The organism is Bradyrhizobium sp. AZCC 1610 (assembly GCF_036924515.1).
Classification (GTDB): domain Bacteria; phylum Pseudomonadota; class Alphaproteobacteria; order Rhizobiales; family Xanthobacteraceae; genus Bradyrhizobium.
In genome coordinates this window covers 6,819,060-6,843,892 of the sequence record NZ_JAZHRR010000001.1, presented here as the reverse complement: position 1 = coordinate 6,843,892, position 24,833 = coordinate 6,819,060, and the positions used below count along the sequence as shown (strand labels likewise).

Sequence of the window (24,833 nt, the reverse complement as noted above, 5' to 3'; positions counted from 1 at the left end):
GCAGCCGGGGCGGGTTGAGGAGCGCCAAGCGGCTCGCTAGACATGGCGGGTCGCTTTCCTCCCGGTCCGGATCCCTTAGCCCATGAGCGCTTTGTTTACCCCGATCAAGCTGCGCGGCCTTAACCTTGCCAACCGCATCATGGTGGCGCCGATGTGCCAGTACTCGTCCGTCGACGGCGAGGCCAATGACTGGCACTTCACCCACATCAATTCGCTGGCGCTGTCGGGGGCCGCGGTGTTCTGCATCGAGGCGACGGCGGTGGAAGCCACCGGCCGCATCACGCCCGCCTGCCTCGGCCTCTACAACGACGCCACCGAAGCCGCACTTAGGCCGATCCTCGCCTCGGTGCGCAAGCGCTCGAAGGCGCACGTGATGATCCAGCTCGCGCACGCCGGCCGCAAGGCCTCGAGCCACACGCCGTGGGACGGCGGGCAATTGATCCCGCTTGCCGAAGGCGGCTGGCGGGCAGAGGGGCCCTCGGCGATCCCGCACAAGGAGAGCGAGACGCCGCCGCTGGCGTTCGACGCGGCGGGACTGAAGCGCGTGCGCGACGCCTTCGTGGCGGCGGCGCAGCGCGCTGAACGGCTCGGCATCGATGCCATCGAGGTGCACTCCGCGCACGGCTATCTGCTGCACCAGTTCCTGTCGCCGATCGCCAACCGGCGCACCGATCAATATGGCGGCTCCTTGCAGAACCGCATGCGCTTTCCGCTCGAAGTGTTCGACGCGGTGCGCGCGGCGTTCCCGCATGACAAGCCGGTGGGATTGCGCGTCTCCTGCACCGACTGGGTCGAGGGCGGCTGGGATCTGCCGCAGACGATCGAGTTCGCACAGGCCCTGAAGCAGCGCGGCGTCGATTGGATCGATGCGTCCTCGGGCGGCGTGTCGCCCTTGCAGAAGATCCCGCTCGGCCCCGGCTACCAGGTGCCGTTCGCGCAGGCGATCCGCGAGGCGACCGGCCTTCCCACCATCGCCGTCGGCCTGATCACGGAAGCCAGGCAGGCCGAGGAGATCGTGGCCTCGGGCAAGGCCGACATGGTCGCGCTGGCGCGCGCCATGCTCTACGACCCGCGCTGGGGCTGGCATGCGGCGGCCGAACTCGGCGGCGAGGTGTTCGCCCCGCCGCAATACTGGCGCTCGCAGCCCTCGACGCAGAAGGCACTGTTCGGCGCCACCACGTTCGGGACAAGGTAGCGCGCGTTTCGTAGCCCGGATGGAGCAAAGCGCAATCCGGGATTCTCGCAGCCCGATAGACCTATCCCGGATTGCGCTGCGCTCCATCCGGGCTACATTCTTCGCTTCGCTCGCAATGACGTAGGACACGCCCTCAATGCGGCTTCGGCGGCGCGTCGGCGGGGCGGACTTGCCAGAATTTTATGAGACGGCGGGCGTTTTCGACCGTCAGCTTGCCGTATTTCTCTTTTGCTTTCGCCAGTTCATGGCGGCCCATGCTGCCGGAGGCGAAGCGGCTGTCGAGCACGGCTGCGACCGTTTCCCAGTTCAATCCGGCGACGCGGCAGGGGATCAGCACGCCGTCATCGCGCAGGCTCTGCATGACAGGGCGGATCACCTCGACGGTCGAGCCTGACAATTCGGCAAGCGCCGCGACCGTCTCGGCGTATTTGCGCTCTTTCGCAAAGGCCAGCAGCGCCGGCTCGTTGAGCTTGCCGTGCTTGGCAAGCGCCATGACGAAGCGGCGGGCCGCGGTGAAATCGCGCGTGCGCGACATTTCGCGGTTGGCGCCGGCGGCAGCAAGCGCGATCGCGTTCCTGATTTCCTCGAACAGATGCGGCGGGGCGCGCGACAACAGCCGCGAGCGCACGGCCTCGGTGGCGCTGCGCAACAATTGCTGGCGCTGCTCGGCCGGCAGGTCGACGCGAATGCCGGTCTCGACCGCGAGATCAGGATCGCTCTCCGCCTGCTTCAGCACGACGGCGAAGCCTGCGGCCGACATCCGCGCGCCGGGATTGGTGACGAGCCGCCGGCTGACGGAAGGGTAATGCCGCTTCAACAGCGCGTCGGTGACGATCTCGGTCAGCCACCAGCGCCCGGAGATCGCGAGCAGATGCTGCTCGCCCTTGGTTTGTGCGAGCTCGACCAGATCCTCGGCCGTCAGCCGCGCCGATTCGGTCAGCACGGGCCGCGCAATCGAAATCTCGTCATTATGCGCCAGGCGGCGGACCACGGCCGCCGGCGCCTGCTTGATGGAGGCGAACTGCGTGCTCATTTCGGCGAGCGCAATGCGCGCGGAGACATCGGCCAGCGCGCGCAGCTCGATGGTCCGGATCAGCCGTTCCAGCACGTCGCCGAACAGCTCGATCTGTTCGCCGGAATAGCCGTCGGCGGACAGCAGAAACAGGTCGGTGACCTGCCTCAGCGTATCCAGATGTTTTTCCGTCGAGCCGGCCTTGATGGCCGCCTCGACCTCGTCGGCGATCGATCGTTCCAACATCGCTCGTCCTGAGCGTTTCAAGCCGGTTCTGGCTGTAGACGCGCGAGAATAGGGGTGAGAGTTTAACGATCCGTAAACCATTTGGGTCGGGAGGAGGCGGGAATGGGGCCGTAAGATTTGCGGGGGCGGTCGGCCAGTGGCCGAGTGTTGAGAGCGCGCTTCCGTAGGATGGGTGGAGCGAAGCGATACCCATCGATTGCCTCCGGTCACTTGGGTAGGTGATGGGTTTCGCTGCGCTCTACCCATCCTACGAAGAACACACCTTCGCCGTCTCGCGGCGCATTGCGCCCGAGCTTTGCATATCGTTTCGCCCAAAGAAGAGGGCGCAGGGAATGCCGGGTGCCGGCTAGCACCCGCGGTCTCGTGTGCAATATGCGCTAGAGAAACGCACACGAGCATACAGGTACAGCCGGAGCAGCCCGGCATTCCCTGCGCGATGGTTTTACGGCTTATACCGCGCTCTCCCTGGAGACGAATTCCTCTTGCCTCCATCGCCGGCGGATTGAAGGTTTTGGCGAAACCCGGTTGGATTTCTCAAAACCTCCGCCGGCTTGACACCAGCAACGGGTGCCAGGACCACACGGCTTTGCCGTCCGCAATAGCGCCGTCCGTCGGCGCGCGGCCTTCGCTCACGGACCTAAGCCCGCCCTGCGAAAACCTCCTTGTGCGCCCGGCGCTTTGCGGCCACCGCTCCCCGCACCCTACGTCCGTGACGATCGCGATACGCCCCTCTTGTGGGCGCGGGATGGCGGGAGTTGTAGGGTTGATTTGGGGTGAACGCGAAGCGGAATATTTTTCACGCGAGGGCTGGACAGGTTTTGAGTGATTTGCCCGTCGGGCAGTCACACACGAGATCACACAGTGCGTATCACGCGTCGTCGCCTTCCACTGTCGTCATTGCCGGGCTTGACCCGGCAATCCATCAACAGAGAAGAAGTTCTTCTTGATGGATGGCCGGGTCAAGCCCGGCCATGACGAGGAGAGAGCGTCAATCCTCTTCCGCGGACGCATGCGCCGGCGCCACCGGCATCGGAAACTTCTCGTATTGCTTCGGCAAATTCACCGGCCGATAGCTAGGCATCGCGTCCATGCGCAGCAGCGCCGATTCGTGGATCATGGCGCCGTCGGGAATCAAGCGCGGTTCGGCGTCCGGGATGTAATAGCCGAAATACGTTTTGCGCGCCGGCCACTCATTGTAGGTCGCGCTCTTCGGAAGATATTCGAGGATCCACCACGCCCCTCGCAGCGAGGTGTGCAGTTCGCCGCGCACGTCGGGCACGACGTAGGAGAACGGGCTGCCCTTGCGCTGAATGCCCCAGGCGAGCTGGTTGACGGTGGCCTGGTTGACCCCGAGTCCGCACTTTGTCGCCTCGTCGATCATCCACAGCAGCGGATATTTGGAAAGCCCGCTTTGCTTTTCCGGATAGCCGCCGCCGATATCGCCATGCACGCCGGCGAACCACACCTGCAAAATATCCTGCGGCTCGGCATGCGCGTCGTTGAAGCGGTTGTGCTTGAAGGTCTGCGGGTCGTCCCACTTGTTGAGGCGGAACATGCAGCGCCGCTCGTCGATCGAGATCGCCTGCCGGAACGTCTGCACGCTCGGGTTCGCGATCGTGAACGCCAGCTCCTCCAGGCTCGGCCAATAGAACCGATCGGCCCGCGGCACGATCACGCTGGCGACCGTATCCCAGACGCCGACGAAGCGGACGTTGGGCCAGCGCGCCGAGGTGATGCGCGCGAATTGCGCGGCGTTGTCGAACGCGGTCTGCGGCAGCGGCCCCAGCGCGTCGCCGGTCTCGGTAAGCAGCTTGGCCTCGGCCCGCAGCTTCGGCGCCTCGTCGGAGGAAAACTGCTTGTAGGCGATCAGCCCCGAGCCTGCGAGATTGACCTGCTCCGGCGAGATCAGCCCCACCTTGTGGATCAGCCCCGCCAGCACCCGCACGGTATAGGCGCCGCGGGAAAAGCCGAACAGATAGATCTGGTCGCCGGTCTGATAATTGTGGACCAGGAAGGCATAGGCCGCGAGCACGTTGTCATCGAGCCCATAGCCGGTGGCGAGGCCGAGGATGGCGTTGAAATCCTGCTTCAACTTGTGCCACGGGTCCGGCCGCTCCAGCGTGCCGACCCCCGGATCGTAAAACACCAGCTGCCGCGGCTGTGTCTTCTCCGTCTTGCGCAGGCAGCGATAGAGCTTCAGCACATTGGAGATGTTCTCGGAAATCTCGTTACCGGTGCCGTCGCAGCAGATGATGATGTTGCGCATGCTGATGCTCCCCCGGTGCTACCGGAGCGAGTATAGCGGAATTTGGGGATTTTGGATGACGCTGTGAACGGCCGCTCTGTCTCGTCCACGGCCTTCCCGGCGCGAGGCTCGCGTCAGGCCGCCTCGGTGACTGCGCGAATCTTCAAGTGTACCCCGGTCTCTTCCTGCAACGCGCCGATGACTCCGAGCAGATTTTCGGCGGTGGGATTGCCGTCCGGGCCGAACATCCGCATCAGGCTCTTCGGCGACCGCCCGAGCACCTCGCCCAGCCGATCGAATCCGATCGTCGCATTGATATAGGCCCGCAGCGCCGCGCGCCCCTCATCGGTCTCGCCCTGCAGCAGGGCCTGCACCGCCTCCTGAAACAGCGCCCGGCGAAAGGCAGGCTCGCGCTCCGCCCGCGCCCGCACCGTGTCGCGAAAATTCCGGGTCAGTGCCATGGCGTCATCCTTCGCTGCGCTTGCGCTTCTTGTAATCGCGCCAGCGGCGGAGCGCGGCTTCGATAACCCGGGATGGCACTTCATTCTAGCTAGTCCTTTTTGCGTGCTTGTGTGAATACTGCAACCATTGCGATTCCCTGCTTGGAAGCCAAAGAATAGATTTCATCTCATATATAGGAAGTTGTTCATGCAACTATTGCACCTCACAGATCTGCATTTCACGCCAAATAGACCATTCCAAAGGGAACTGATCGGAGCACTTCTTTGCGACGTCAAGCAACTCGTTGCTGAAGGATTCTCGGCCGACTTCTTGGTCTTCTCTGGCGACATCGTCAACAATCCGGACGAGCCAGACATCTATCAGCAGTTCGAAACTGCGTTCCTTGATCCGCTGCTATCGGCGCTGGGTTTGACCGGCAAGGAAGTCATTTTCTGTCCGGGCAACCACGACGTAAGCCAAAAAACAATAAGAGACTGGAACGATGAAAGGGAGAGGCTGAAGGTCGCAATGGCCGCCGATTCAACGGATATGATGGCGCTGCTGTCTTCTGGACCAACTCAAACTTACGTAAAGGCCATTGGCCACGGCTTTTTCAATTTGGTGGAACGGTGTGGCAATCCGTGGCCAAATCCATTTGCACACACGTACTCTTATCCAACAAAGAGAGTCAGCTTTGTTGCGCTAAACAGCAGCTTTGGCTGCGGCCTCGAAGGTTCGAAATTTGATCGAGGCAAATTGACCATTCCAGGCGAATACGCGTTAGCCGCCTTTCAGGACGTGCCAGATGGTCATCAAACGCTCTCCTTAATGCATCATACCATGGCCGATTTGAATGAAGCGTCAAGTCGTGTCTTGGTCCCTATGCTAACGGACAAATCGTCTTTTCATTTCTTCGGACACGTCCACCAACCACTACCTTCTATCGTTCTTGGCACGGACGTCTGCTTTATGGCTCAGGGCGGCGCCCTTTACGAGACAAACGGGTACTACAACGGATACTCGCAGGTCTACACAGCTGAATCTTCTGAGTGCATCGCAGCGCATTACCGCACGTATTATCGAGATCGAATGACTTTCGACGTAGGCACGAACGTCGCAAAGAATGGCGTATTCTACAACTCATCTGCGGCTCAGTCGTATTGGGAGCGGATGGTTCCACCCGCGAGTAACGATGACGTCTGCTTATGGCTAATGGAAACATTGGAAGTTGCTGCCAAAGAATTAGATAAAACTATAACTGAGCGTTCCCTGCGAGAAACGTTTGTCGATCCTGTTCTAAATCGCGAGGGCGCAGCAAACGTCAATCAGAGAATGACGACTTCGCAGCTCCTCCAGGCGACGAGCAATGTCGTGATTTCCTGCGCACCGGAACACGGGGCAACTTCGTTGCTGGATTTTCTTGCAATGCAGTTTCATCACGAATGCTTAAACATGAAGGTGGCCATGGTGCCATCGTTCGTTGATGGCCGACGAATTAAGGCGGCATATCCCGCAGCCATAACTTCCGCTCTGCGAACGGGGCTCCCTGATGGTGATGATCGACGGTTCAAGCTCCAGCCCTTACATGATAGCGGCAGATTGGTCGTTCTTGTTGACGACATCGATCCGAGCAACAACGTCCATATTAGCTTTTTGTCGTTGATCCGTTCAATGTATCCAAAGGCGCGGTTGATTATCGCCTTGAAGATATCAATGGTCGACGTGAAGCGGTTGCGTCCGATTATCGGAATTGATGAATTTGAGTTCATCCAAGTCGGGGCTCTCACAAGATCAAAGGTCCGTTCTCTTGTCGAAAAATGGAAGCTCCCATCTGCTTATAATTCGGACGCGGTCGTCGACGAGATACACTCGCGCTTTCTAGCTCTTGGTATTCCGCTGACCGCAGCATACGTAGTCATTTACCTTTCTGTCTTAGAGCAGATTGAAGGCTTTAATCCCATCAATTCATCGACGGTCATTGAGCAATTCGTCGAAAGTGCCCTTCAGAAATATAAGCCGGTATACGCGTTCCGCAGCGCTTTCGATTATCGAAACCAGATCGATTATCTGGGCGTCATTGCTGAGCGGATGTGCAGAAAGAATCAATTCATTGTTGAATATGCAGAGATTTACCAATGGACGAAGGAGTACTTCGAGGGCATTGGATTAGAACACGATCTATCTAAGTTGTTGCGCCACTTCGTCGACAACAAGGTGTTCGCTGATGAAGGAAACTCACTCCACTTTCGATACAATATCTTCCTTTCCTTTTTTATCTCACACAGAATGTTTAGATCGGAAGACTTTAGAAAATGGCTGCTCGAAGATCACAGATACACGAACTACATTTCAGAAATCGACATTTACTGTGGCCTCTCCCGGCAAGACGTCGAACTGCTGGATTTCTTTTCTGCGGAGTTTTCTGATCTCTCGGCTAAGTTGGAGGCGATTGTAAAGCCACTTGCTTGGGCAGATCGCTTAGAGAAATTGACTATCCCGGGGAACAAGTCCGACACGGACTCTTTTGCCGATCGAATCAATCGGCAGCTAACGAGTGACATGCCGCCTCAGGAGCGTGATGAGGCTATGGAGCGAGTTGATCGAGCCGAGGTAAAGCCGGCAGCTACAAGACAGGAGGTGCTGGGGATTCTTCCCCAATGGATTCTTACCCTCAGGGCATACACAGTCTCGTTGAAGAACTTAGAGAACATTCCGAAGGAGAAGAAGGAGCAGCACCTACGGAAGGTTTTGCATGGGTGGTCGACAATCATTCTGTACGGATCCATTGCCTTTAAGGAAATTGTTGAAACGCGAGAGGTCGCTCTCGGTAACGCACGGTTCAAGCTCGATCTACCTGAGAAAGTTGACGCAAAACTTCTTAGGCTTATTTTCTTGAGTATCCCGGTGGCAATTTCGGAGATATTGCGCCAAGACTTGGGCTCGCAGAAGCTTGCACTCCAACTTCGGAATGATGGAGTCGGATCGACTCTTTCGGACTCGTTCCTCCAATCTTCTCTTTATGCTGATCTCAAGCTTTCTGAGTACATCGGCCGATTGAAGTCTTTTAAGAATAAGGCCGTTGAAGCTTCATCCATGGTGTTTTTGGAGGTTCTGTTACTAAAGATGAGTACAATTTTTCTTAGATTAGGCCTTCAACATGACGAACAGGATGGTTTCTTGCATCTTGCCGGCGAGATAAGCGCTGAAGTGAAGGGGTTACAAGGCGAAGAGCGTCAGCGGGAGATTGATCGATATACGCGAGATCTCCGTCGCAGAGACCAAGTCAAGAAATTGCGAGATAGTATGCAGTAAGAGAAATGCGCTAACGCAGGTGAGCAGCGAGCGCGGCACGAGGTGGACGACGAAAGCCACCGGCACGCAAGTGTTCGTCAATATCGACGGCGGCGCGCCCGACGTGGAATCGTGGTTCACATGACGGGGAAAGAAGGCCTCACCGCGAGCGATTTCTGGCTGTAGAAGGCCACGACATGCTATATTCCTTGCAAGGGCGCGCCTTGGTGCGGCCCGGTGAGATGAGGCAGAGCCTAAATGTCGAAACCGGTCATCTTTACCATTTCCGCGACCTGGGACGATGAAGCGTCGGTGTGGAGCGGACATTGCGACGACATTCCAGCCGCCGCCGACGGAGCCACGCTCGACGAATTGCTGGCGAAGATATCGGCTATGGCGCTCGACCTGCTGCCCGACAATCATCCCGACGTCGATCCGGCTTCGCTGTTCCTGCAGATCACCGCGCTGCGCGAAGCGGAGACGGCTACGGCCTGAATGGCTTCGTAGCCCGACAAATCATTGCGCGATTAGCCACGCCTTGCTGCCTCAAGACAAGAATGACGTGGATGGCCGGGCCAAGCCCGGCCATGACGGAGAGCGAGTGTGGTGCGTGCCAAACAAAAACGGCCGGGTCTTTCAACCCGGCCGTTCAAAACTTCGATCCGCCGATGGTGCTAAAACTCAGCTCGCCTTCTTCACGAACACCGGCTTGCCGACCTTCTTCTCGATCGCGCGCTTCAGATCGAGTGCGCGGGGGGAGAGCACGTCGGCCTTGGCCTTCAGCAGGAACTTATCGAGGCCGCCATTGTGGTCGACGCTCTTCAGCGCATTGGTCGAGACGCGCAGGCGCACGTTGCGGGCGAGCGCGTCCGAGATGAAGGTGACGTTGACCAGGTTCGGCAGGAAGCGCCGCTTGGTCTTGATGTTCGAGTGGCTCACCTTGTGGCCCACCTGGGGGCCCTTGGCCGTCAGTTCGCAGCGCCGGGACATTTCGAAAAATCCTCTTCCCTCCCCGCCCGTGGCAAAGCGCTCTCGCGGCCCGCGGGGGTCCAAATTCACGTCCATTTTCAGGAACCGCGGACCTATAGGGGGAGACGGCCGAACCGTCAAGGTTCTTCGCCCGTTTGGAGGCCGGAATTAGCTTGAATGCAAGGGGTTCCAGCCACTTAAGGCATCATATAAAGGGCGCAATCCCCGCCGACATCATGGCTTTCGACATAACTGACCTCGCCGGCCATACGCGGGCCGTCGTCGAGGTCCGCTTTGCAGTGCTTTTCGCGAAATGCGCGTTGTTTGCCGGATATTTCTGCCTAAATGAGCACCAGTTCGCGCCGATCCCGGGACTCCAGAGATTTGACCAGCAACTGCGCCGTCTCATCCCCCGCTGTTTCCTCAAGGCTGGGGCTCGTTTTCAGCCTGTGCGCCTTGGCATGGCTGGCGCCGCAGGCGGCGTCCGCGCAGGGCCGGCTCGATGCGCAGTATGAGGCGACGCTGGCGGGCATCCCGGTTGGCAAGGGGGCCTGGACCATCGAAATCGGCGACGACACGTTTTCGGCCTCCGCCCAGGGCGGCACCGCTGGCCTGTTGAAGGCGTTTTCCGGCGGAACGGGCTCGGGCGCCAGCCAGGGCCGCGTCGTGGGCGGCGCGCTGGTCGCGAATGCCTATACCGCCACCACCACCACGCAGAAGAAGTCCGAAACCATCCGGCTGTCGCTGGCGAACGGCAATGTGAAGGATTTTTCGATCGATCCGACGCCGCCGGTCGATCCGGACCGCGTCGTCGTCACCGACGCGCACCGCAAAAACGTGCTCGATCCCATGACCGGCTCGATGCTGCGAGTATCAGGCAACGGCGAGGTGCTGTCGCCGGATTCCTGCCGCACCGGTGCGGGGATCTTCGACGGACGGCTGCGCTACGATCTCAAGCTCGACTACAAGCGCATGGAAACGGTGAAGGCCGAGCGCGGCTATCACGGGCCGGCGCTGGTCTGCGCCATCTACTTCACGCCGGTTGCGGGCTACATCCCCGATCGCCCCGTGATCAAATATCTCGCCACCGAACGCCGGATCGAGATCGCGTTCGTGCCGATCGCGGGAACCCGCGTCCTGGTTCCATTCCGCATGACCATCCCGACGCCGTTCGGGCCGGCGATGCTGGAGGCGACGTCGTTTGTGACGACCGCGATGCCGCCAAGGGTGGCGAAGACGAATTGAGCCTAGAGAGTCACCTCGCCCCGCTCTTCAGCGGGGAGAGGTCGGCGCGCAGCGCCGGGTGAGGGGCTCTCTCCGCGCATACGACTCGTGGAGAGAGCCCCTCACCCCACCCCTCTCCCCGCAAGGGCGGGGCGAGGGAGCAGGGCGGCATTCGAGGAGAGACCGCCCCGACTCATCGCTTGACTCTTGCCCGGTTCTGATTCGACTCCGCGCCTTAAGGATTTGACCCGAACACCGCCGCTTGTGGAGCCCGTGTAAACTTGATCTAGTGCCGCCTCGATCGCATCAACGCGAGATGTTGCGGTGAACGAAGGGGGTCTCGGGAGGAGTCAGCGATTCGGGCGCGTTTCGTTCCAGACTCGTTCCAGACCTTAAGCCGCGACCGCATCGCCGTCGCAGAATGAAACAGAATCGGCGGAATTTGACGCCGGACGACCGAAGGGCTTCCGTCATTGCGAGCGAAGCGACTTGTCCGCCGTAGCACCTTCAGCGAAGGCGGAAGCAATCCATAGCGCGGCATAGGAACAATGGATTGCTTCGTCGCTTCGCTCCTCGCAATGACGGCTGAGCACCTAAAAGAAACACCTGCACATAATGGCTTTCTCACCTTCCAGCTTCGCACACGACCGCGCGCCCGGCGCCGGCGTTACCGCTGTGCTCGGGCCGACCAACACCGGCAAGACGCATCTGGCGATCGAGCGGATGCTGGGGCATTCGTCCGGCGTGATCGGCCTGCCGCTGCGGCTGTTGGCGCGCGAGGTCTACAACAAGATCGCGGATCGGGCGGGGAGCGAGGCGGTCGCGCTGATCACCGGCGAGGAGAAGATCAAGCCGAAGAACCCGCGCTACTGGGTGTCCACCGTCGAGGCGATGCCGCGGGATCTCGACGTGTCGTTTCTCGCCGTCGATGAAATCCAGATCGCGGCCGATCTCGAGCGCGGCCATGTCTTCACCGACCGCATCCTGCACCGCCGCGGCCGCGACGAGACGCTGCTGCTGGGGGCTGCCACCATGCGGCCGATCATCGAGCGGCTGCTGCCGGGCGCCTCCATCATCACACGGCCGCGGCTGTCGCAGCTCGAGTTCGCCGGCGACCGCAAGATCACGCGCCAGCCCAGGCGTACTGCGATCGTCGCGTTCTCGGCCGATGAAGTCTATGCCATCGCGGAGCTGATCCGCAGGCAGCATGGCGGCGCCGCTGTCGTATTGGGCTCGCTGTCGCCGCGCACACGCAATGCACAGGTGGCAATGTTCCAGAACGGCGACGTCGATTATCTCGTCGCCACCGACGCCGTCGGCATGGGGCTGAACCTCGACGTCGATCACGTCGCGTTTGCCTCCGACCGCAAGTATGACGGCTATCAGTTCCGCCGGCTCAATCCGTCCGAGTTCGCGCAGATCGCGGGCCGTGCGGGGCGCGCCACGCGCAACGGCACGTTCGGCACCACGGGGCGCTGCGGGCCGTTCGAGCCGGAACTGGTGAACGCGCTGCAGAACCACACCTTCGACAGCGTCAAAATGCTGCAGTGGCGTAATTCGAAACTGGATTTTGCCTCGCTCGGCGCGCTGCAGGTCTCCCTCGCACTGTCGCCGGGGCACGAGGTTTTGACCCGCGCGCCGATTGCCGAAGATTTGCGCGTGCTCGATCATGCGGCACGCGACGGCGAGGTGAGGGACATGGCCCACGGCGCGGTCGCCGTGGAACGGCTGTGGGACGCCTGCCAGATCCCGGATTACCGCAAGATCGCGCCGGCCGCCCACGCCGAGCTGGTGACCACGCTTTATGCATTCCTGATGAAAAAGGGCCGTATACCGGACGCCTGGTTCGGAGCCCAGGTCGACCAGGCCGACCGCGTGACCGGCGATATCGACACGCTGTCGGGCCGGATTGCGCAAATCCGCACCTGGACCTTCGTCGCCAACCGCCCGGACTGGCTGTCCGACCCCGACCATTGGCAGGGGATCACCCGGGAGGTCGAAAATAAATTATCCGATGCGCTGCATGAACGGCTTACGGAGCGTTTCGTTGACCGCCGTACCAGTGTATTGATGCGCCGCCTGCGGGAGAACTCAGTTTTGAATACGGAAATTGGCAAGACCGGCGAAGTGATTGTGGAAGGCCACGCGATCGGCCGGCTCGATGGATTTACCTTTGCACCCGATGCGGCGGAAGCCGGCTCGGACGCCAAGGCGCTGCAGGCGGCTGCCCAGCAGGTGCTTGCCAGCGAGATCGACGCGCGCGCCACCAAGCTTGCCGCAGCACCCGACGACCAGTTCGTGCTGGCGTCAGACGGCACCATCCGCTGGACCGGCGATGCCGTTGCAAAGCTCGTTGCCGCCGACGACGCGCTGCATCCGCGATTGCGCATCATTGCCGACGATCGCCTCTCCGGCGCGCCGCGCGAGGCCGTGCAGGCGCGGCTCGATCTGTGGCTGAAGACGCATATCGAGAAGCTGCTCGGTCCGCTGTTCGGGCTGTCGAAAGCCGAGGACATCACCGGCATCGGACGCGGCATCGCGTTCCAATTGGTCGAGGCGCTCGGCGTGCTGGAGCGCGCAAAAATTTCCGCCGAGATGAAGGATCTCGACCAGGCCTCGCGCGCCACCTTACGCAAATACGGCGTGCGCTTCGGCGCCTACCACATCTATTTCCCGGGGCTGCTCAAGCCTGCTGCGCGCGCGCTAGCTTCGCTGTTGTGGGCCGAGAAGCAGGACAATGTCGACATGTCCGCGCTATCAGGGGCGCAGCATCTGGCGAGCTCGGGCCGCACCTCGTTCCCGGTCGACAAGGCGCTGCCGCGCGATGCCTATCGTTTGCTCGGCTATCGCCAGTGCGGCGAGCGCGCGGTGCGCGTTGATATTCTGGAACGGCTCGCCGATCTCATTCGTCCTGCGCTGGCGTGGCGCGAGACTTCGCCCGGCGAAAAGCCGACCGGTGCGTTCGACGGCCGCGGTTTTGTGGTGACGCAGGCGATGACCTCGCTCACCGGCTCGGCCGGCGAAGATTTTGCCTCGATCCTGCGTGCGCTCGGCTACCGCATGGAGCGCCGCCCGCCATTGCCGCCGAAGCCCGCGCCCGACGTCGTTGTCGAGACCGTCTCCACTGAGGCACCGCCGGTCGAGGCGAGTGCGGAGACAACGGCAGAGACAACGGCAGAGACAACGGCGGAAGAAGTTGCCGCCGAAGTGCCTGATAGCAGCGAGCCCGCGTCATCGGCTTCATTGCTGCCGAATGTCACGCCCGTGACGGAAGCGACCGAAGAGGTTGCGCCCGCCGAGACCACGCCGGCGGAAGCCGCGATCGCGGATGCGCCCCCGGAACAGGAGGCGGAGCAGGTGGTCAGCGCCGCCGAAGCTGCGGCCGAGCCCGCCACCGCGAGCGAAGCTCCCAGTGAAGCCGCCGCCGCAGAAGCTCCTGCAGAAGCCGCTCCCGCAGAAGCCGTTGCCGCGGAAGCCAAGTCCGATGCGCCGGCCGAGCCGCAACTCATCGAAGTCTGGCGGCCCGGCGGCCGTTCCGACGAGCGCCGTCCGCACCACGACCGCAACCGCCAGCGTCATCACGGCCGCCCGGCCGAAGCCGCGCCAGCAGCTAGCGGCGAAGGCGCCGAGGCCGCGCCGCGCGAGCAGCGCCATCGCCGTGGCCGCCGTCACAACGAGTTTCGCAAGCCGCGCGAGGGCGTGCCGGCGGATGCCACGGCTGCCCCGACGGCGGCCGAGGGCGCGCCGGCGGCTGAAGCACGTCAGGACCGGCCGCCCCGCGAGCGCGTCGAGGGCAAGGGCCGCGACGACAACCGCCGCGACAAGTTCGATCGCAACAAGGGCGACCGCAACAAGGGTGGTGGTCGCGACAAGGGTGAGCGCGGCGGCCGTGATTTCGGCGGACGCGACAAGGGTGGCCGTGACAAGCGCGACTCAGGCCCCTCGCATCGTCAATGGGCGACCAGCGCCAGCCCGCGCGACCGCGACCGTCCGGTCGATCCCAATTCGCCATTTGCAAAACTGGCGGCGCTGAAGGAGCAGCTTGCGGGCAACCGCAAGGAGTAACCGTAGCGTTTTCGAGCGAAAGCCTGCCCCGGACTTGATCCGGGGAGATACCGGTTCGCGCTCAAGAAAACGCGTCAAAAATAGACTGCGGGAAGGTCGTTGGAGCGGCAGCGTCTCGACAAGTGGCTGTGGCACGCGCGGGTGGTGAAGGCCCGCACCTCCGCTGCCGCGCTCGTCGAGGCCGGTCACGTCCGCATCAACGGCGTGCGCGAAACGGCGCCCGGCCACTCGGTGAAGATAGGCGACGTCTTGACGATCGGGCTCGATCGCAGCGTGCGCCTTCTCAAAGTGGTGGGATTTTCCGAGCGGCGGGGCGACGCTGCGGCCGCGCGCGTGCTCTATGATGATTTGCAGAACGGCAAACAATAACTATCTGCATTGGGCTCGCGGGACGCCTTGAAAAACGGCCGTTTGCGGCCTTCCGCTTCCCTTGCGGCAGCGCACCGCATGCGCTACGCAAACCCCGGAAAACTGATCCGTTTCGGAGCCTTGTTCGGAGCCCTGGATGACTTACGTCGTCACTGAAGCCTGCATCAAATGCAAATATACCGACTGCGTTGAAGTCTGCCCCGTCGACTGCTTCTACGAGGGCGAGAACATGCTGGTTATCCATCCCGACGAATGCATCGACTGCGGCGTCTGCGAACCCGAATGTCCCGCCGACGCCATCAAGCCGGACACCGAGCCCGGCCTGGAGAAGTGGCTCGAGGTCAACACCGAGTACGCCAAGAGCTGGCCCAACATCACCCAGAAGAAGGAAGCGCCGACGGACGCGAAAGAGTTCGAAGGTGTGGAGGGCAAGTTCGATAAATATTTTTCCAAGGAGCCCGGTGCCGGCGACTAGGCTGTGGATAAGTGGATGAGTTAAGGGCTCGTTGAGCCCTGTTTTCGGCCCCAATCTGAACCGAACCAGCTTGGCGGATTTAACCCTGTTAGCGGACTTATGGCGGAACGGCCCCGTAAAGGCCCGGAACCCGGCGTAAATCATTGATTTTTGCGGAAAATGTGCTATATTGGGCACATTACAAGCCGATCCTGGCCATGTGTAGCTTGTGGCCCCGGTGGGTTCCCGTAAAAACATCGAACAGGGGCGTGGCAGTTCCGCGCGCAGGCTGTGTCACAGAAAACGCGTAAAAAGAGTGCTTCCAAGACCACGAAAAAAGCCGCTCCGGCCAGCCGCAGCGCAACCAAAGGCCGTGCCAAGGCGACCGTAAAGGTCGCCAGGAAGGTTGCGGCCACAAAGTCCTCAAAGAATAAAAGAAGCGCAATGCCAGAAAAGACTGCCAAGACTGCCGCGAAAGCGACGGGTTCGAAGACCACTGCGTCGAAAGTTGCTGCCAAGGCTCCCGTGAAGACCCCTGTGAAGGCTGCACCCCCGAAGGCCGCTGTTGCGCCGAAGGCTCCCGTCAAGCCGGTCGCCGCCGCGCCGCGCGTCGAGGAGCCGAAGAAGATCGTGACCCAGCGTCAGGGCTTCAAGGCGAACGAATTCGTGGTCTATCCCGCTCACGGCGTCGGCCAGATCCTGGCCATCGAGGAGCAGGAGATCGCGGGCGCCAAGCTCGAACTGTTCGTGATCAATTTCATGAAGGACAAGATGACGCTCCGCGTGCCGACCGCCAAGGTCGCCAATGTCGGCATGCGCAAGCTGTCCGAGCCGGCGCTGGTCAAGAAGGCGCTGGAGACGCTCAAGGGCCGTGCGCGCGTCAAGCGGACCATGTGGTCGCGCCGGGCGCAGGAATACGAAGCCAAGATCAATTCGGGCGACATCGTCGCGATCGCCGAAGTGGTCCGCGACCTCTACCGTTCGGAATCGCAGCCCGAGCAGTCCTACAGCGAACGCCAGCTTTATGAAGCAGCGCTCGATCGCCTGTCGCGCGAAATCGCCGTCGTGCAGCATTCGACGGAGACCGAAGCGGTCAAGGAAATCGAAAGCCAGCTCGCCAAGAGCCCGCGCCGCGGCGCCAAGGCGGAGGCGACCGGGGCTGACGGCGAAGCCGACGAGGCCGATGTCGAAGCCGACGGCGACGACGCTGCCGTGGCGGATGAGGCTGCCTGAAAGGATCCCAATTCCAGGGATTGAAACGAAAAGCCCGGTCGCAAGACCGGGCTTTTTGTTTGGGTTGCGCTAGTTTCCTGTCCTCGCGCCGCTTCCCTTCTCTGCACGAGACGACACGGTCGAACTCATTGCGGCAACATGAACGCTCGCGGGTTAACCGCTTGTTAACCATAACCGCTCAGCATCCGGCATTACCAAGAGGTGCCAAGGCTTGGCCTGAGGGCGGTCTTCATTGTTCATTCGGGGCTTGCGGGGCTCCAAGGAGTAACGCCATGTCGTTACCTGATGTACGACCCCAAGCAAATCTGCTCTCCGAGTTCGCCCTGGCTACGCTCAGCGCATTTGGTTTGGGCTTGCCGATCGCGGTCGCGATCATCTGGATCTGCTCCTGATCTCGGTGTCGCTTGACGCAGTCGGACGGCGAACAATTCGCCTGCACTCGAAATAATAGATGGTTACCGCCTCACCTCAACCCATCGCGCGGCAGTTCGCCCGGAATGTGGCCAAATTTTCGGCCATTTGTGACCAAATTTAAAAGTGAGGCTTCTGTCCACATCTAATTGAACCGCAGGGGGTGTTCGATGAAGACGCAAATTCTGCTGGTCTTTTTCGCCGCTTGTATCGCTGCGCTCATGCCAACCGGCGTGGCAAATGCGAAGGCCATGGAATGCAGTGTCGCTCGGCCATCGAGTGCGCAAGGGTATTGGTCCTGGCGCCTGATCGATGGACGAAAATGCTGGTACGCCGGCAAGACCATGATCTCGAAATCGCTGTTGCAGTGGCCCGCGAAGGCGTCGGTGCAAGCGAAAGCCGATACAGCGCCAGTACCAGTAACCGTCGCCACGGAGAAGCGCAGCGATCCACTGGACGCGCAAGCGCGGCTGCTCGACTACGCCAACAGTTTCGAAGTGCGGTGGCGCGCGCGGGCTATCACCGACTAGGCTTGGTCACGAAGCCGCAGGAAAGTAAGTCGGCGAATGCGAGCGTCCGGCGGGCAGTGTCCGCGCCCTTTGATGGAGCCACCGGAGATCATCCCAGATGGCGTTTTGAGGGCTTTGACGTGGAATTCAGCCAGATTTTCGACCTTTTATGACCAGAATACAGGGCGAAGTTGCTCCCGCGCTCAACTAACCGCAGGGGGAGTGACCGATGAAGATGCAGATTCGGCTTATCTTTTTCGCCGCTTGCATTGCCGCGCTCGTACCGATTTGCATGCCGACCGCGCAGGCCAAGGCGCAGATCAAGGAATGCAGTGCTACGCCGTCAAAGGTGCATGGGCATTGGTCCTGGCGCCTGATCGACGGGCGAAAATGCTGGTACGCCGGCAAGACCGTGATCTCGAAATCTTTGCTGAAGTGGCCGGCAGCGGCGCCCGCGCAAGCCAAGGCGGAGGCGGCGCCCGTAAGCATGTTCACAGAGAAACGCAGCGAGCCTATGGATGCACAGGCGCGGATGCTCGATGACGACAATAGTTTCGAATCGCGGTGGCGCGCGCGTGTAACCATCGAGTAGATTTAGATCGTACGAACTTTCTCAACATGTCGTCCCTGCTCACGGCCGGGACGACGCGGTGAATGTGTCGCTCTCTCCGCGTCATTGCCTGCGACAAACGCGAAGCGTTTGCGCAAGGGAGCGTAAGCGACGAAGCAATCCACACTGTTTGCGTAGCCTTGTTGCGTAGCCTTGGGATTGCTTGCGCCTTCGCCCGGTGGGCTACGGCGGACAATTCGCTTGCGCTCGCAAAGCTAGCTAGACGCCATCGCGAAAGACCCATTACAGACTCTCGAGCGAGTGAGCCCGCTAGCGAGTGAGCCCACTCACGTTCAAAGACGTCTCCGGAAACATGCTTTCAGAACGGTAACGCTTGGCGTCATTCACGGGAACGCGAGGTCATGTGCCCTAGCCATGTCGTGAGCCTTGATCTTTCCCTGACCAAGCCATCCTGATTGAAGTGGTGAACACAAAAGTGTGCCCATGAATCTTCGAACGCCATTTCCATGTCACCTGTGACCGACGTGGCACCTAGCCCGATTTCTGCGTAAGTAAACTCGAAACTGCCACTAGGACGCGCCAGCGCAATGTGGAATGGTTGACCAGTAAATTCGTTGATCTTCGGCCTGCCGGTGCTCCGCATGATGGCCGGGTATCTCTACCCTTGCGGTTCTGAGTTCCAAGTCTGCATCGAAGTCAATCGGTAGGAACAACGTCTCGCAAAATTCCGAGCATGTGGACGCGAATACGGCGAAAAGATTGCTCAATGGTTCGCATGCCTCGCCTGAGATGATCGTTTCAAGCGCGATTCGTTGAGCTTCATCCCCACGCTCGTCGATAACGATCTGGCGCCGGCCGTTTCCGTCCTTGATTTCGCCGGGCCACTTGTACAGTGCCGCCCAGTTCAAACCTGAGAGCGGCGTATCGTTGAAGTGGCCTTCAACGATGGTGCCGACGAAGGCCGACTGACAATAGCCGTGAGTACTCGGCAGGTTGAACTGGCAACCACAATTCATAGCGCAATTGCAGTTATCATAAGTCTCGCTCTTGAATAGCCATTGATCAGCCATATCACTGCGCCTCCCGAAAGCGATGACGCTCAACTCGACTTTTCGCGAGCTTCAAGTCGGAACGAAGCGATAGGCGCCATCCTTGCGCTCGACGAAGCCGGTGCCAGGGAACGGCAGGTGAGCGCCGATCAGCCGGCGCTTGTCAATGACGAGTCGATCAAGCAGGCGTAGGCGGGTCGAGATGCCGCGATCGGGCTCATGGTCGACGGGCACCGGCCACGACGGATGCTGGAATGAGATCACAGCGTGCGTAAGCGCGTCCGCAACGACGACGAGACCATCGCCACCGGCGATTTCGACCGAGATGTGGCCCTGGGTATGCCCTGGCGTATCGATGACCTGCACGCCGCTGACAATCTCATCGCCATCCCGTACCGTCCTCATCTTGTCTCTGGCGTGCGAGAAATGGTTCTTGGCGCCATTGATGATGCGATCGTTGGTTGCTAAGACTGCCGGCAACCTTCGCATCACATCCGGGTCGGCCCAAAGATTCCATTCGACGGCCGAAACGAGATAGCTCGCATTCGGATAGATCGGGTTGTCATGCGCGTCGAGGACGCCCCACAGGTGGTCGGGATGGCCGTGGGTCAGGACGATCTTGGTCACGGCCGCAGGTGGAATGCCGGCAGCTTTGAGGTTCTCCGCAAGCTTTCCCGCCGTGGACTGGTGGCGCGGGCCGGTGCCCGTGTCGACCAGGACCACATCGGACCGGCTACGGATCACCGCGACAGTGTTCACGAGCTGGAGCTGGTCGGCGGTTTGTCCGGTTGCGTTCAGGGCAGCTTCGCGCTCGGCGGGCGGAGAGTCCGGCGTCGCGAGGAAGCCCACTGGAAGGAAGAAATGGCCGTCGCTTACGACCAGAGTCTCGAGGCTGCCTGATTTGTGGACCGGTACCGCGTGGACGGCTGCTCTTGCCGGTCGCAGCGAAGACACGCACGCAGCTGCGGCCAGAGCCGCTGCAGCCGATTCACCCAGAAATTGGCGACGAGCTATTCTGTGAATATGCCCTGCAGTCACGACGCTTCCTTCCTTGATGGACCCCCCTATCGATAGGCACCGCCCCGTTGGGCGCGAAGCCTAACTGGCGCATTTGGTGCTGGATATCCGAGTGCCGCGAGGTTCTATCCGGAAAGCGCGTAAATCGCTTCCGGGAACCGACGATCATTATCCAGAAACTGCAAGAATGATCGGAACATTCCCGGCCCCGGTGCCCATGGCTCGGATGCGTGGTATGCTCGATCAACACGGAGGCGAGCATGCAGCCTGGCACAGCGCCGCTTCTGGAGCAGTTGCCCATCTTCCGCAGCCGCAATGTGGAAGAGACCGGTGCATTCCTGCGCGCGAAAGGCTACCGCTTCGACATCGCAGGGCGGCAGGCCCGCCAGCTCGATGCGCGCCTCAACGGCGTTTACATGCCGGGCCTCTACGTGGGTTACGTGCAATACGGCGGCGCATCGGTTGTCCTGTCTCCGAGCCCTGCCCGCACCGACACCTGGATCCACCTGCCGCTTCGCGGGCAGCTTGAAGCCACCATTGGCCGTGACAACGTCGTTTGCAATCCGAACCTTGCCACGATCATCTCGCCGACGCGCGAGAGATGTCGGCTGGTATCGGAGGCCGATAGCAGCCGCATCCAACTGTCTTTGACCAAATCCAGCCTTACAGGTCAGCTTGCCGTCCTACTCGGCGAGCCACCAACCGCTCCCCTCGACTTTGCGCCCACCATCGACCTCGCTACGGGGTACGGCCGCAGCCTGGCACGCTACGTGCTGATGGCCGTCGCGGACCTGGAACAGGCGGGATCGGTGCTCTGGAGCTCGACGACGATGAGCCAGTTCGAGCAGTTCATTATTACCGCACTGCTGCTGTCGCATCCGCACAATTACAGCAACGCGCTGCGACGCCTCGAGAGGCCGATTGCGCCGCGTGACGTAAGGCGCGCGGTCGACTACATCGAAGCTCATCTCGATCAGGCAGTCACAGTGGCCGACCTCGTTACGGCGACCGGGGTTGCGGGCCGGACGCTCTTTATGCACTTCAGGGATTTCAAGGGCGTCTCGCCGATGCGCTACCTGCGGAACGCCCGCTTGAGGCAAGTTCGTCAGGCCCTGCTGCGGGCCGATCCGGAAGCGAATGTCACCGAGATTGCCATGAGCGCGGGGTTCACCCACATGGGCCGGTTCTCGATCACGTACCGCACGTATTTTGGGGAAAGTCCTTCGGAGACGCTGAGAGGTCAGGCGCAGCAGCTTCGGAAGCAACCGTAGTTTGGGAAGCTCCAGGCCAGCGATTGCGTTTGCGAGTGCCCGCGCGTCAATCCACCACGATCTTCACGCGATCGCGCGGCTTGATCTGCGCGTGCTGGTCGAGGCCGTTGAGGATGCGGAAGCGCTCGGCGGGGCGATCGACACCGGTCATGCGGTGGGCGAGGGATTCTACGGTATCGCCGGGCTGCACGGTGATGACCTTGATGCGCAAGGGACGCGCGGCCTGGATTTCTTCCAGCGTCAGGCGGCGGAACGAATTGACGGTCTCGCGCGCATTGCGCTCGCTCTCGGTGTTGCGCTGCTTGGCGGCGAAGATGAAGCGGTAGACGTCGCTGCCGTAGCGCAGCGCATAGACCTTGAACTGCCACTGATCGCCATTCGCCGAGGCTGCCGCCACCGGGAAACCGTTGATCATGAGGTCTTCGGTCGAGCCCTTGTCAACGCCTTCCATCCAGCCGGAATTGAGATAATCGGAGAGCGACTGTTCGGCCGGCACGCGCACCACGTCGAAGCGCATCGCCTGCGTGCCGCCCTCGCGCACGCCGATCACGGCCTGCGCGGTGTTATCCAGCGTGAAGGTATCGGGCGCAGCGAAGGTGAAGCCGAGCTTCGGATGCAGGAAGCGCCGGCCGCGCACAAAACCTTCGCTGGGGTCCTCGCCATAAACGATGTTGTCGATCGCGGCGAGATAGGTCTCGCGGTCGCGCTCGGCGCTCTGCGGCGAGGAGTATTGCCGGGCGCTGGCCTGCGCGTTCTGCACGCGTTCGGGCGTCGCCGGATGCGAGGACAGGAAATCCTGCGCGCGGGGATCGAGCGAGGTCTTGCCCGCCTTCATCGCCGCATTGCGCTCCATGGCGGCGAGGAAGCGTGCCGCGCCATAGGGATCGAACCGGGCACGGGCCGCAATGCCGACGCCGATGCCGTCGGCCTCGAATTCCTGTGCGCGCGAGAAGCTCGCCATCGTCAGTTTCGTTTTCGCCAGCGCCAGCGCCGTCAGATCGGGATCGTTGCTCATGTCGGTGACGACACGGGTCACCACCGCAGCCTGCCGCGCCTGGTCTTCCCGGATCGAGGCGTGTTTTGCGATGACATGCGCCATCTCGTGGCTCAGCACCGAGGACAACTCGGAGGTGTCGCTGGCGAGCGCCACCAGGCCGCGCGTCACATAGAGCTGGCCGGTCGGCAGCGCGAAGGCGTTGACCGCGCCGGAATTGAGGATGGTCACCCGGTAGGCCTGCTCGGGACGGTCGGAGGCCGCGACCAGCCGGTCGACGGTCTTGCCGATCAGGGTCGCGAGTTTCGGGTCGTCATAGGCGCCGCCATAGGAGGCGAGAATGCGCTCATGTTCGCGCTCGCTGGCGGGCGTTTGCGCGACGGCGCGGCTCGGCTTCGGCGCCGCCACCGTCGGCGCGGCGGTTTCGAGTTTTCCGAGATTTCCACAGGAAGAAAGCGTGAGCGCGGCGCACAGCAGCGCCGGCGCAGCCAGAAGGTTGCAGCCCCTGTTTCCTTCGCGCCGTTCTGCACGATGCGTCAAATCAGCCACTGGACCCACGATCCGACCGGGATCGTCGATCTCATCCCTTTTTTGCGCGTGATCCAAACGAAAACCGGTGCCCAGCCCTCGGATCAAGCGTTATTTCCCGCCCAGCACCTCAATCTGCCCCACCCGGAACAGTTCGATCCGTGGTCCTCCCCGCGACGAGACAATGCCGCGGACACGAATCCGTCGATTTTCGAGCGATTTAGGTCCAAGGCTGGCGTTCTCGAACACCGGAACGATGCGCCTTGAAATAGTCGCAGCAAAGTCCCGTGTCCAGTTCCGCCCGAAATTCAGGTAGATCATTGCCCCTGCCTGCCGAACGGACAGAACTCTGCCCTCGACCACCGTAAACTGCCCAATCGCTGCCAGAATATCGCCCGGACTTTCTGTGTTTTTTATGGCCGAGGTTTCAGCCCAAATGCCCAATTTGGCATCGCGTGCCGCGCCCTCGGCGGCGGCCAGTGCTGCAGCGCAATTTTTGTCGGCTGTATCGGCCGAAAACAGCGCCTCGCCGCGGCGCAGCAGCTCGCTTTGCACCGAGTGTTCCGAGCCTGTCGCGAACACAAAGGCGCCCTGGCGGCCATAGCGATCCGGCGTGTCGTCCTCGCCATGCAGCGTCACGTCGCGGCCGCCGGCGATCGCGGACAATGCGGCTCTGCCGCTGGCCCCGTCGGTTCCACCGCGCTCGATGCCGGCGAGCCGGACCTCGCGGCCGTCTTCGAGGCGAAAGCTGCGCGCATCGATCACGGCGGCGACACGTCCTTCGCCCTGCGGCTCGAGCGCGCAATCGGCGGCATCGGCCGGTCCAACGGACGCCAGCACGAGAAGTGACGCGGCGCATGCCGGGAGCGCCGCGTTGCCACGCAATGCCGGACGGGTCATAGCGCTGCTCTCCATCCCGCTTGTTCCTGTATGCTCGATAGCAACGACGTTACTACCTGAGATTGCCACGCAGGGGAAGACAATGGAAGTCAACGGCATCGCGCATATTTTTCTCACCGCCTCGAATTACGAGCGCTCCCGCGCGTTTTATCGCAAGCTGCTGCCGTTTCTCGGGCTGAAACCGGTGATCGATACCGAGACCACCTACTATTGCGTCGGCGGCCGGACCGCGGTCGGCATCAGTGCGCCGTTAGCCGAGCATGAAGGCGCGGCATTCGAGCAGCAGCGTGTCGGCCTGCATCACCTCTGCTTCCGCGCCCGCGAGCGCGCCGACGTCGACGAGCTGCATGGTTTTCTCCAGACGCTCGGCGCAAAAATCATCCGTGCGCCGCGCGAGGATCAGTGGGCGCCGGGATATTATTCGATCCTGTTCGGAGATCCCGATGGCATCCGGCTCGAGCTCAATCATGTGCCGGGGAAGGGGCTGCTGGGGTAGTGCGCTGTGTAGGATGGGTGGAGCGCAGCGATACCCATCACGCCTCCGCGCAATGGTTGATGGGTTTCGCTGCGCTCTACCCATCCTACGAACCGCCGCGTGAATGTGCGGCACACCCCATCCTACGCACTGGTTGTGCACCGCTGCTTGCTGCAAATCGCGCGCGCATCAAAATCCAGTTGTTGTCATCATGTCATGCGCTGCTTGGTAGCGAGCGCTGTAGCCGAGCACCGCTCTCGCAAGAAATAGGGAGTTATTCGCAGTCGAATTGCTGCATCAAGGCGTGCCATCTGAGGGACATTGGGATAAGTTTTCGTCGCCGTGGCCCAACATGCGGCCTGCT

20 protein-coding genes are annotated in these 24,833 nt (G+C 61.4%); 12 read left to right on the top strand and 8 right to left on the bottom strand.

Going from position 1 to position 24,833, the window contains the following annotated elements:
* Nucleotides 1-82 precede the first annotated feature (82 nt).
* On the top strand, nucleotides 83-1,195 hold the full coding sequence (locus V1279_RS33530; RefSeq protein WP_334444852.1) for an NADH:flavin oxidoreductase/NADH oxidase: 1,113 nt from the start codon (nucleotides 83-85) through the stop codon (nucleotides 1,193-1,195).
* A gap of 133 nt (nucleotides 1,196-1,328) precedes the next feature.
* Here the strand turns inward: V1279_RS33530 and V1279_RS33525 are convergent, their stop codons facing one another.
* The 3 genes from V1279_RS33525 to V1279_RS33515 all read right to left on the bottom strand — a co-directional run bounded on the left by V1279_RS33525 (nucleotide 1,329) and on the right by V1279_RS33515 (nucleotide 5,159).
* Nucleotides 1,329-2,453 (bottom strand): DUF2336 domain-containing protein, encoded by a 1,125-nt coding sequence (locus V1279_RS33525; RefSeq protein ID WP_334444850.1) that lies wholly within the window; start codon nucleotides 2,451-2,453, stop codon nucleotides 1,329-1,331.
* Between the two features lie 988 nt (nucleotides 2,454-3,441).
* Nucleotides 3,442-4,719, bottom strand: coding sequence for a DUF2235 domain-containing protein (locus V1279_RS33520; RefSeq protein WP_334444848.1), 1,278 nt, complete (start codon nucleotides 4,717-4,719; stop codon nucleotides 3,442-3,444).
* Nucleotides 4,720-4,832: 113 nt separating this feature from the next.
* Nucleotides 4,833-5,159: a transcriptional regulator gene (locus V1279_RS33515; protein WP_334444846.1), complete on the bottom strand. Its 327-nt coding sequence runs from the start codon at nucleotides 5,157-5,159 to the stop codon at nucleotides 4,833-4,835.
* A gap of 187 nt (nucleotides 5,160-5,346) precedes the next feature.
* On the opposite strand from V1279_RS33515, the gene V1279_RS33510 reads away from it, so the two are divergent.
* On the top strand, nucleotides 5,347-8,451 hold the full coding sequence (locus V1279_RS33510; protein ID WP_334444844.1) for a metallophosphoesterase: 3,105 nt from the start codon (nucleotides 5,347-5,349) through the stop codon (nucleotides 8,449-8,451).
* A gap of 237 nt (nucleotides 8,452-8,688) precedes the next feature.
* Nucleotides 8,689-8,925, top strand: coding sequence for a DUF1902 domain-containing protein (locus tag V1279_RS33505; RefSeq protein WP_334444842.1), 237 nt, complete (start codon nucleotides 8,689-8,691; stop codon nucleotides 8,923-8,925).
* A 186-nt stretch (nucleotides 8,926-9,111) separates the two neighbouring features.
* Here the strand turns inward: V1279_RS33505 and rpmB are convergent, their stop codons facing one another.
* On the bottom strand, nucleotides 9,112-9,420 hold the full coding sequence (rpmB, locus tag V1279_RS33500; protein ID WP_334444840.1) for a 50S ribosomal protein L28: 309 nt from the start codon (nucleotides 9,418-9,420) through the stop codon (nucleotides 9,112-9,114).
* Between the two features lie 408 nt (nucleotides 9,421-9,828).
* Here rpmB and V1279_RS33495 point away from each other — a divergent pair, with 408 nt between their 5' ends.
* The 7 genes from V1279_RS33495 to V1279_RS33465 all read left to right on the top strand — a co-directional run bounded on the left by V1279_RS33495 (nucleotide 9,829) and on the right by V1279_RS33465 (nucleotide 18,256).
* Complete coding sequence (locus tag V1279_RS33495) at nucleotides 9,829-10,644, top strand: DUF3108 domain-containing protein (RefSeq protein ID WP_334446688.1); 816 nt, start codon at nucleotides 9,829-9,831, stop codon at nucleotides 10,642-10,644.
* 594 nt (nucleotides 10,645-11,238) lie between these two features.
* Nucleotides 11,239-14,688 (top strand): helicase-related protein, encoded by a 3,450-nt coding sequence (locus V1279_RS33490; protein WP_334444838.1) that lies wholly within the window; start codon nucleotides 11,239-11,241, stop codon nucleotides 14,686-14,688.
* A gap of 99 nt (nucleotides 14,689-14,787) precedes the next feature.
* On the top strand, nucleotides 14,788-15,057 hold the full coding sequence (locus V1279_RS33485) for an RNA-binding S4 domain-containing protein (protein ID WP_334444836.1): 270 nt from the start codon (nucleotides 14,788-14,790) through the stop codon (nucleotides 15,055-15,057).
* A 136-nt stretch (nucleotides 15,058-15,193) separates the two neighbouring features.
* The gene (gene fdxA, locus V1279_RS33480; protein ID WP_334444834.1) at nucleotides 15,194-15,532 is read left to right on the top strand and encodes a ferredoxin FdxA; all 339 of its coding nucleotides are present in this window, start codon (nucleotides 15,194-15,196) and stop codon (nucleotides 15,530-15,532) included.
* 423 nt (nucleotides 15,533-15,955) lie between these two features.
* A complete protein-coding gene (locus V1279_RS33475; RefSeq protein WP_334444832.1) occupies nucleotides 15,956-16,744 on the top strand; it encodes a CarD family transcriptional regulator in 789 nt (262 codons plus the stop codon).
* A 581-nt stretch (nucleotides 16,745-17,325) separates the two neighbouring features.
* On the top strand, nucleotides 17,326-17,685 hold the full coding sequence (locus tag V1279_RS33470; protein ID WP_334444830.1) for a hypothetical protein: 360 nt from the start codon (nucleotides 17,326-17,328) through the stop codon (nucleotides 17,683-17,685).
* A gap of 208 nt (nucleotides 17,686-17,893) precedes the next feature.
* Complete coding sequence (locus V1279_RS33465; RefSeq protein ID WP_334444828.1) at nucleotides 17,894-18,256, top strand: hypothetical protein; 363 nt, start codon at nucleotides 17,894-17,896, stop codon at nucleotides 18,254-18,256.
* A 548-nt stretch (nucleotides 18,257-18,804) separates the two neighbouring features.
* On the opposite strand, the gene V1279_RS33460 is transcribed toward V1279_RS33465, so the two are convergent.
* Together V1279_RS33460 and V1279_RS33455 are read right to left on the bottom strand one after the other, a co-directional pair.
* Entirely contained in the window at nucleotides 18,805-19,305 is a 501-nt protein-coding gene (locus tag V1279_RS33460; RefSeq protein ID WP_334444826.1) for a DUF1326 domain-containing protein, read from the bottom strand.
* Between the two features lie 51 nt (nucleotides 19,306-19,356).
* A complete protein-coding gene (locus tag V1279_RS33455) occupies nucleotides 19,357-20,238 on the bottom strand; it encodes an MBL fold metallo-hydrolase (protein ID WP_334444825.1) in 882 nt (293 codons plus the stop codon).
* A 323-nt stretch (nucleotides 20,239-20,561) separates the two neighbouring features.
* Between V1279_RS33455 and V1279_RS33450 the strand changes: the two genes are divergently transcribed.
* Nucleotides 20,562-21,572 (top strand): AraC family transcriptional regulator, encoded by a 1,011-nt coding sequence (locus tag V1279_RS33450; protein ID WP_334444823.1) that lies wholly within the window; start codon nucleotides 20,562-20,564, stop codon nucleotides 21,570-21,572.
* 46 nt (nucleotides 21,573-21,618) lie between these two features.
* Here V1279_RS33450 and V1279_RS33445 read toward each other — a convergent pair whose 3' ends face one another.
* Both V1279_RS33445 and V1279_RS33440 read right to left on the bottom strand, forming a co-directional pair.
* Nucleotides 21,619-23,106, bottom strand: coding sequence for a M48 family metalloprotease (locus tag V1279_RS33445; RefSeq protein ID WP_334446686.1), 1,488 nt, complete (start codon nucleotides 23,104-23,106; stop codon nucleotides 21,619-21,621).
* A gap of 99 nt (nucleotides 23,107-23,205) precedes the next feature.
* Entirely contained in the window at nucleotides 23,206-23,994 is a 789-nt protein-coding gene (locus V1279_RS33440) for a thermonuclease family protein (protein WP_334444821.1), read from the bottom strand.
* An 82-nt stretch (nucleotides 23,995-24,076) separates the two neighbouring features.
* Between V1279_RS33440 and V1279_RS33435 the strand changes: the two genes are divergently transcribed.
* Nucleotides 24,077-24,490: a VOC family protein gene (locus V1279_RS33435; protein WP_334444819.1), complete on the top strand. Its 414-nt coding sequence runs from the start codon at nucleotides 24,077-24,079 to the stop codon at nucleotides 24,488-24,490.
* Nucleotides 24,491-24,833 lie beyond the last annotated feature (343 nt).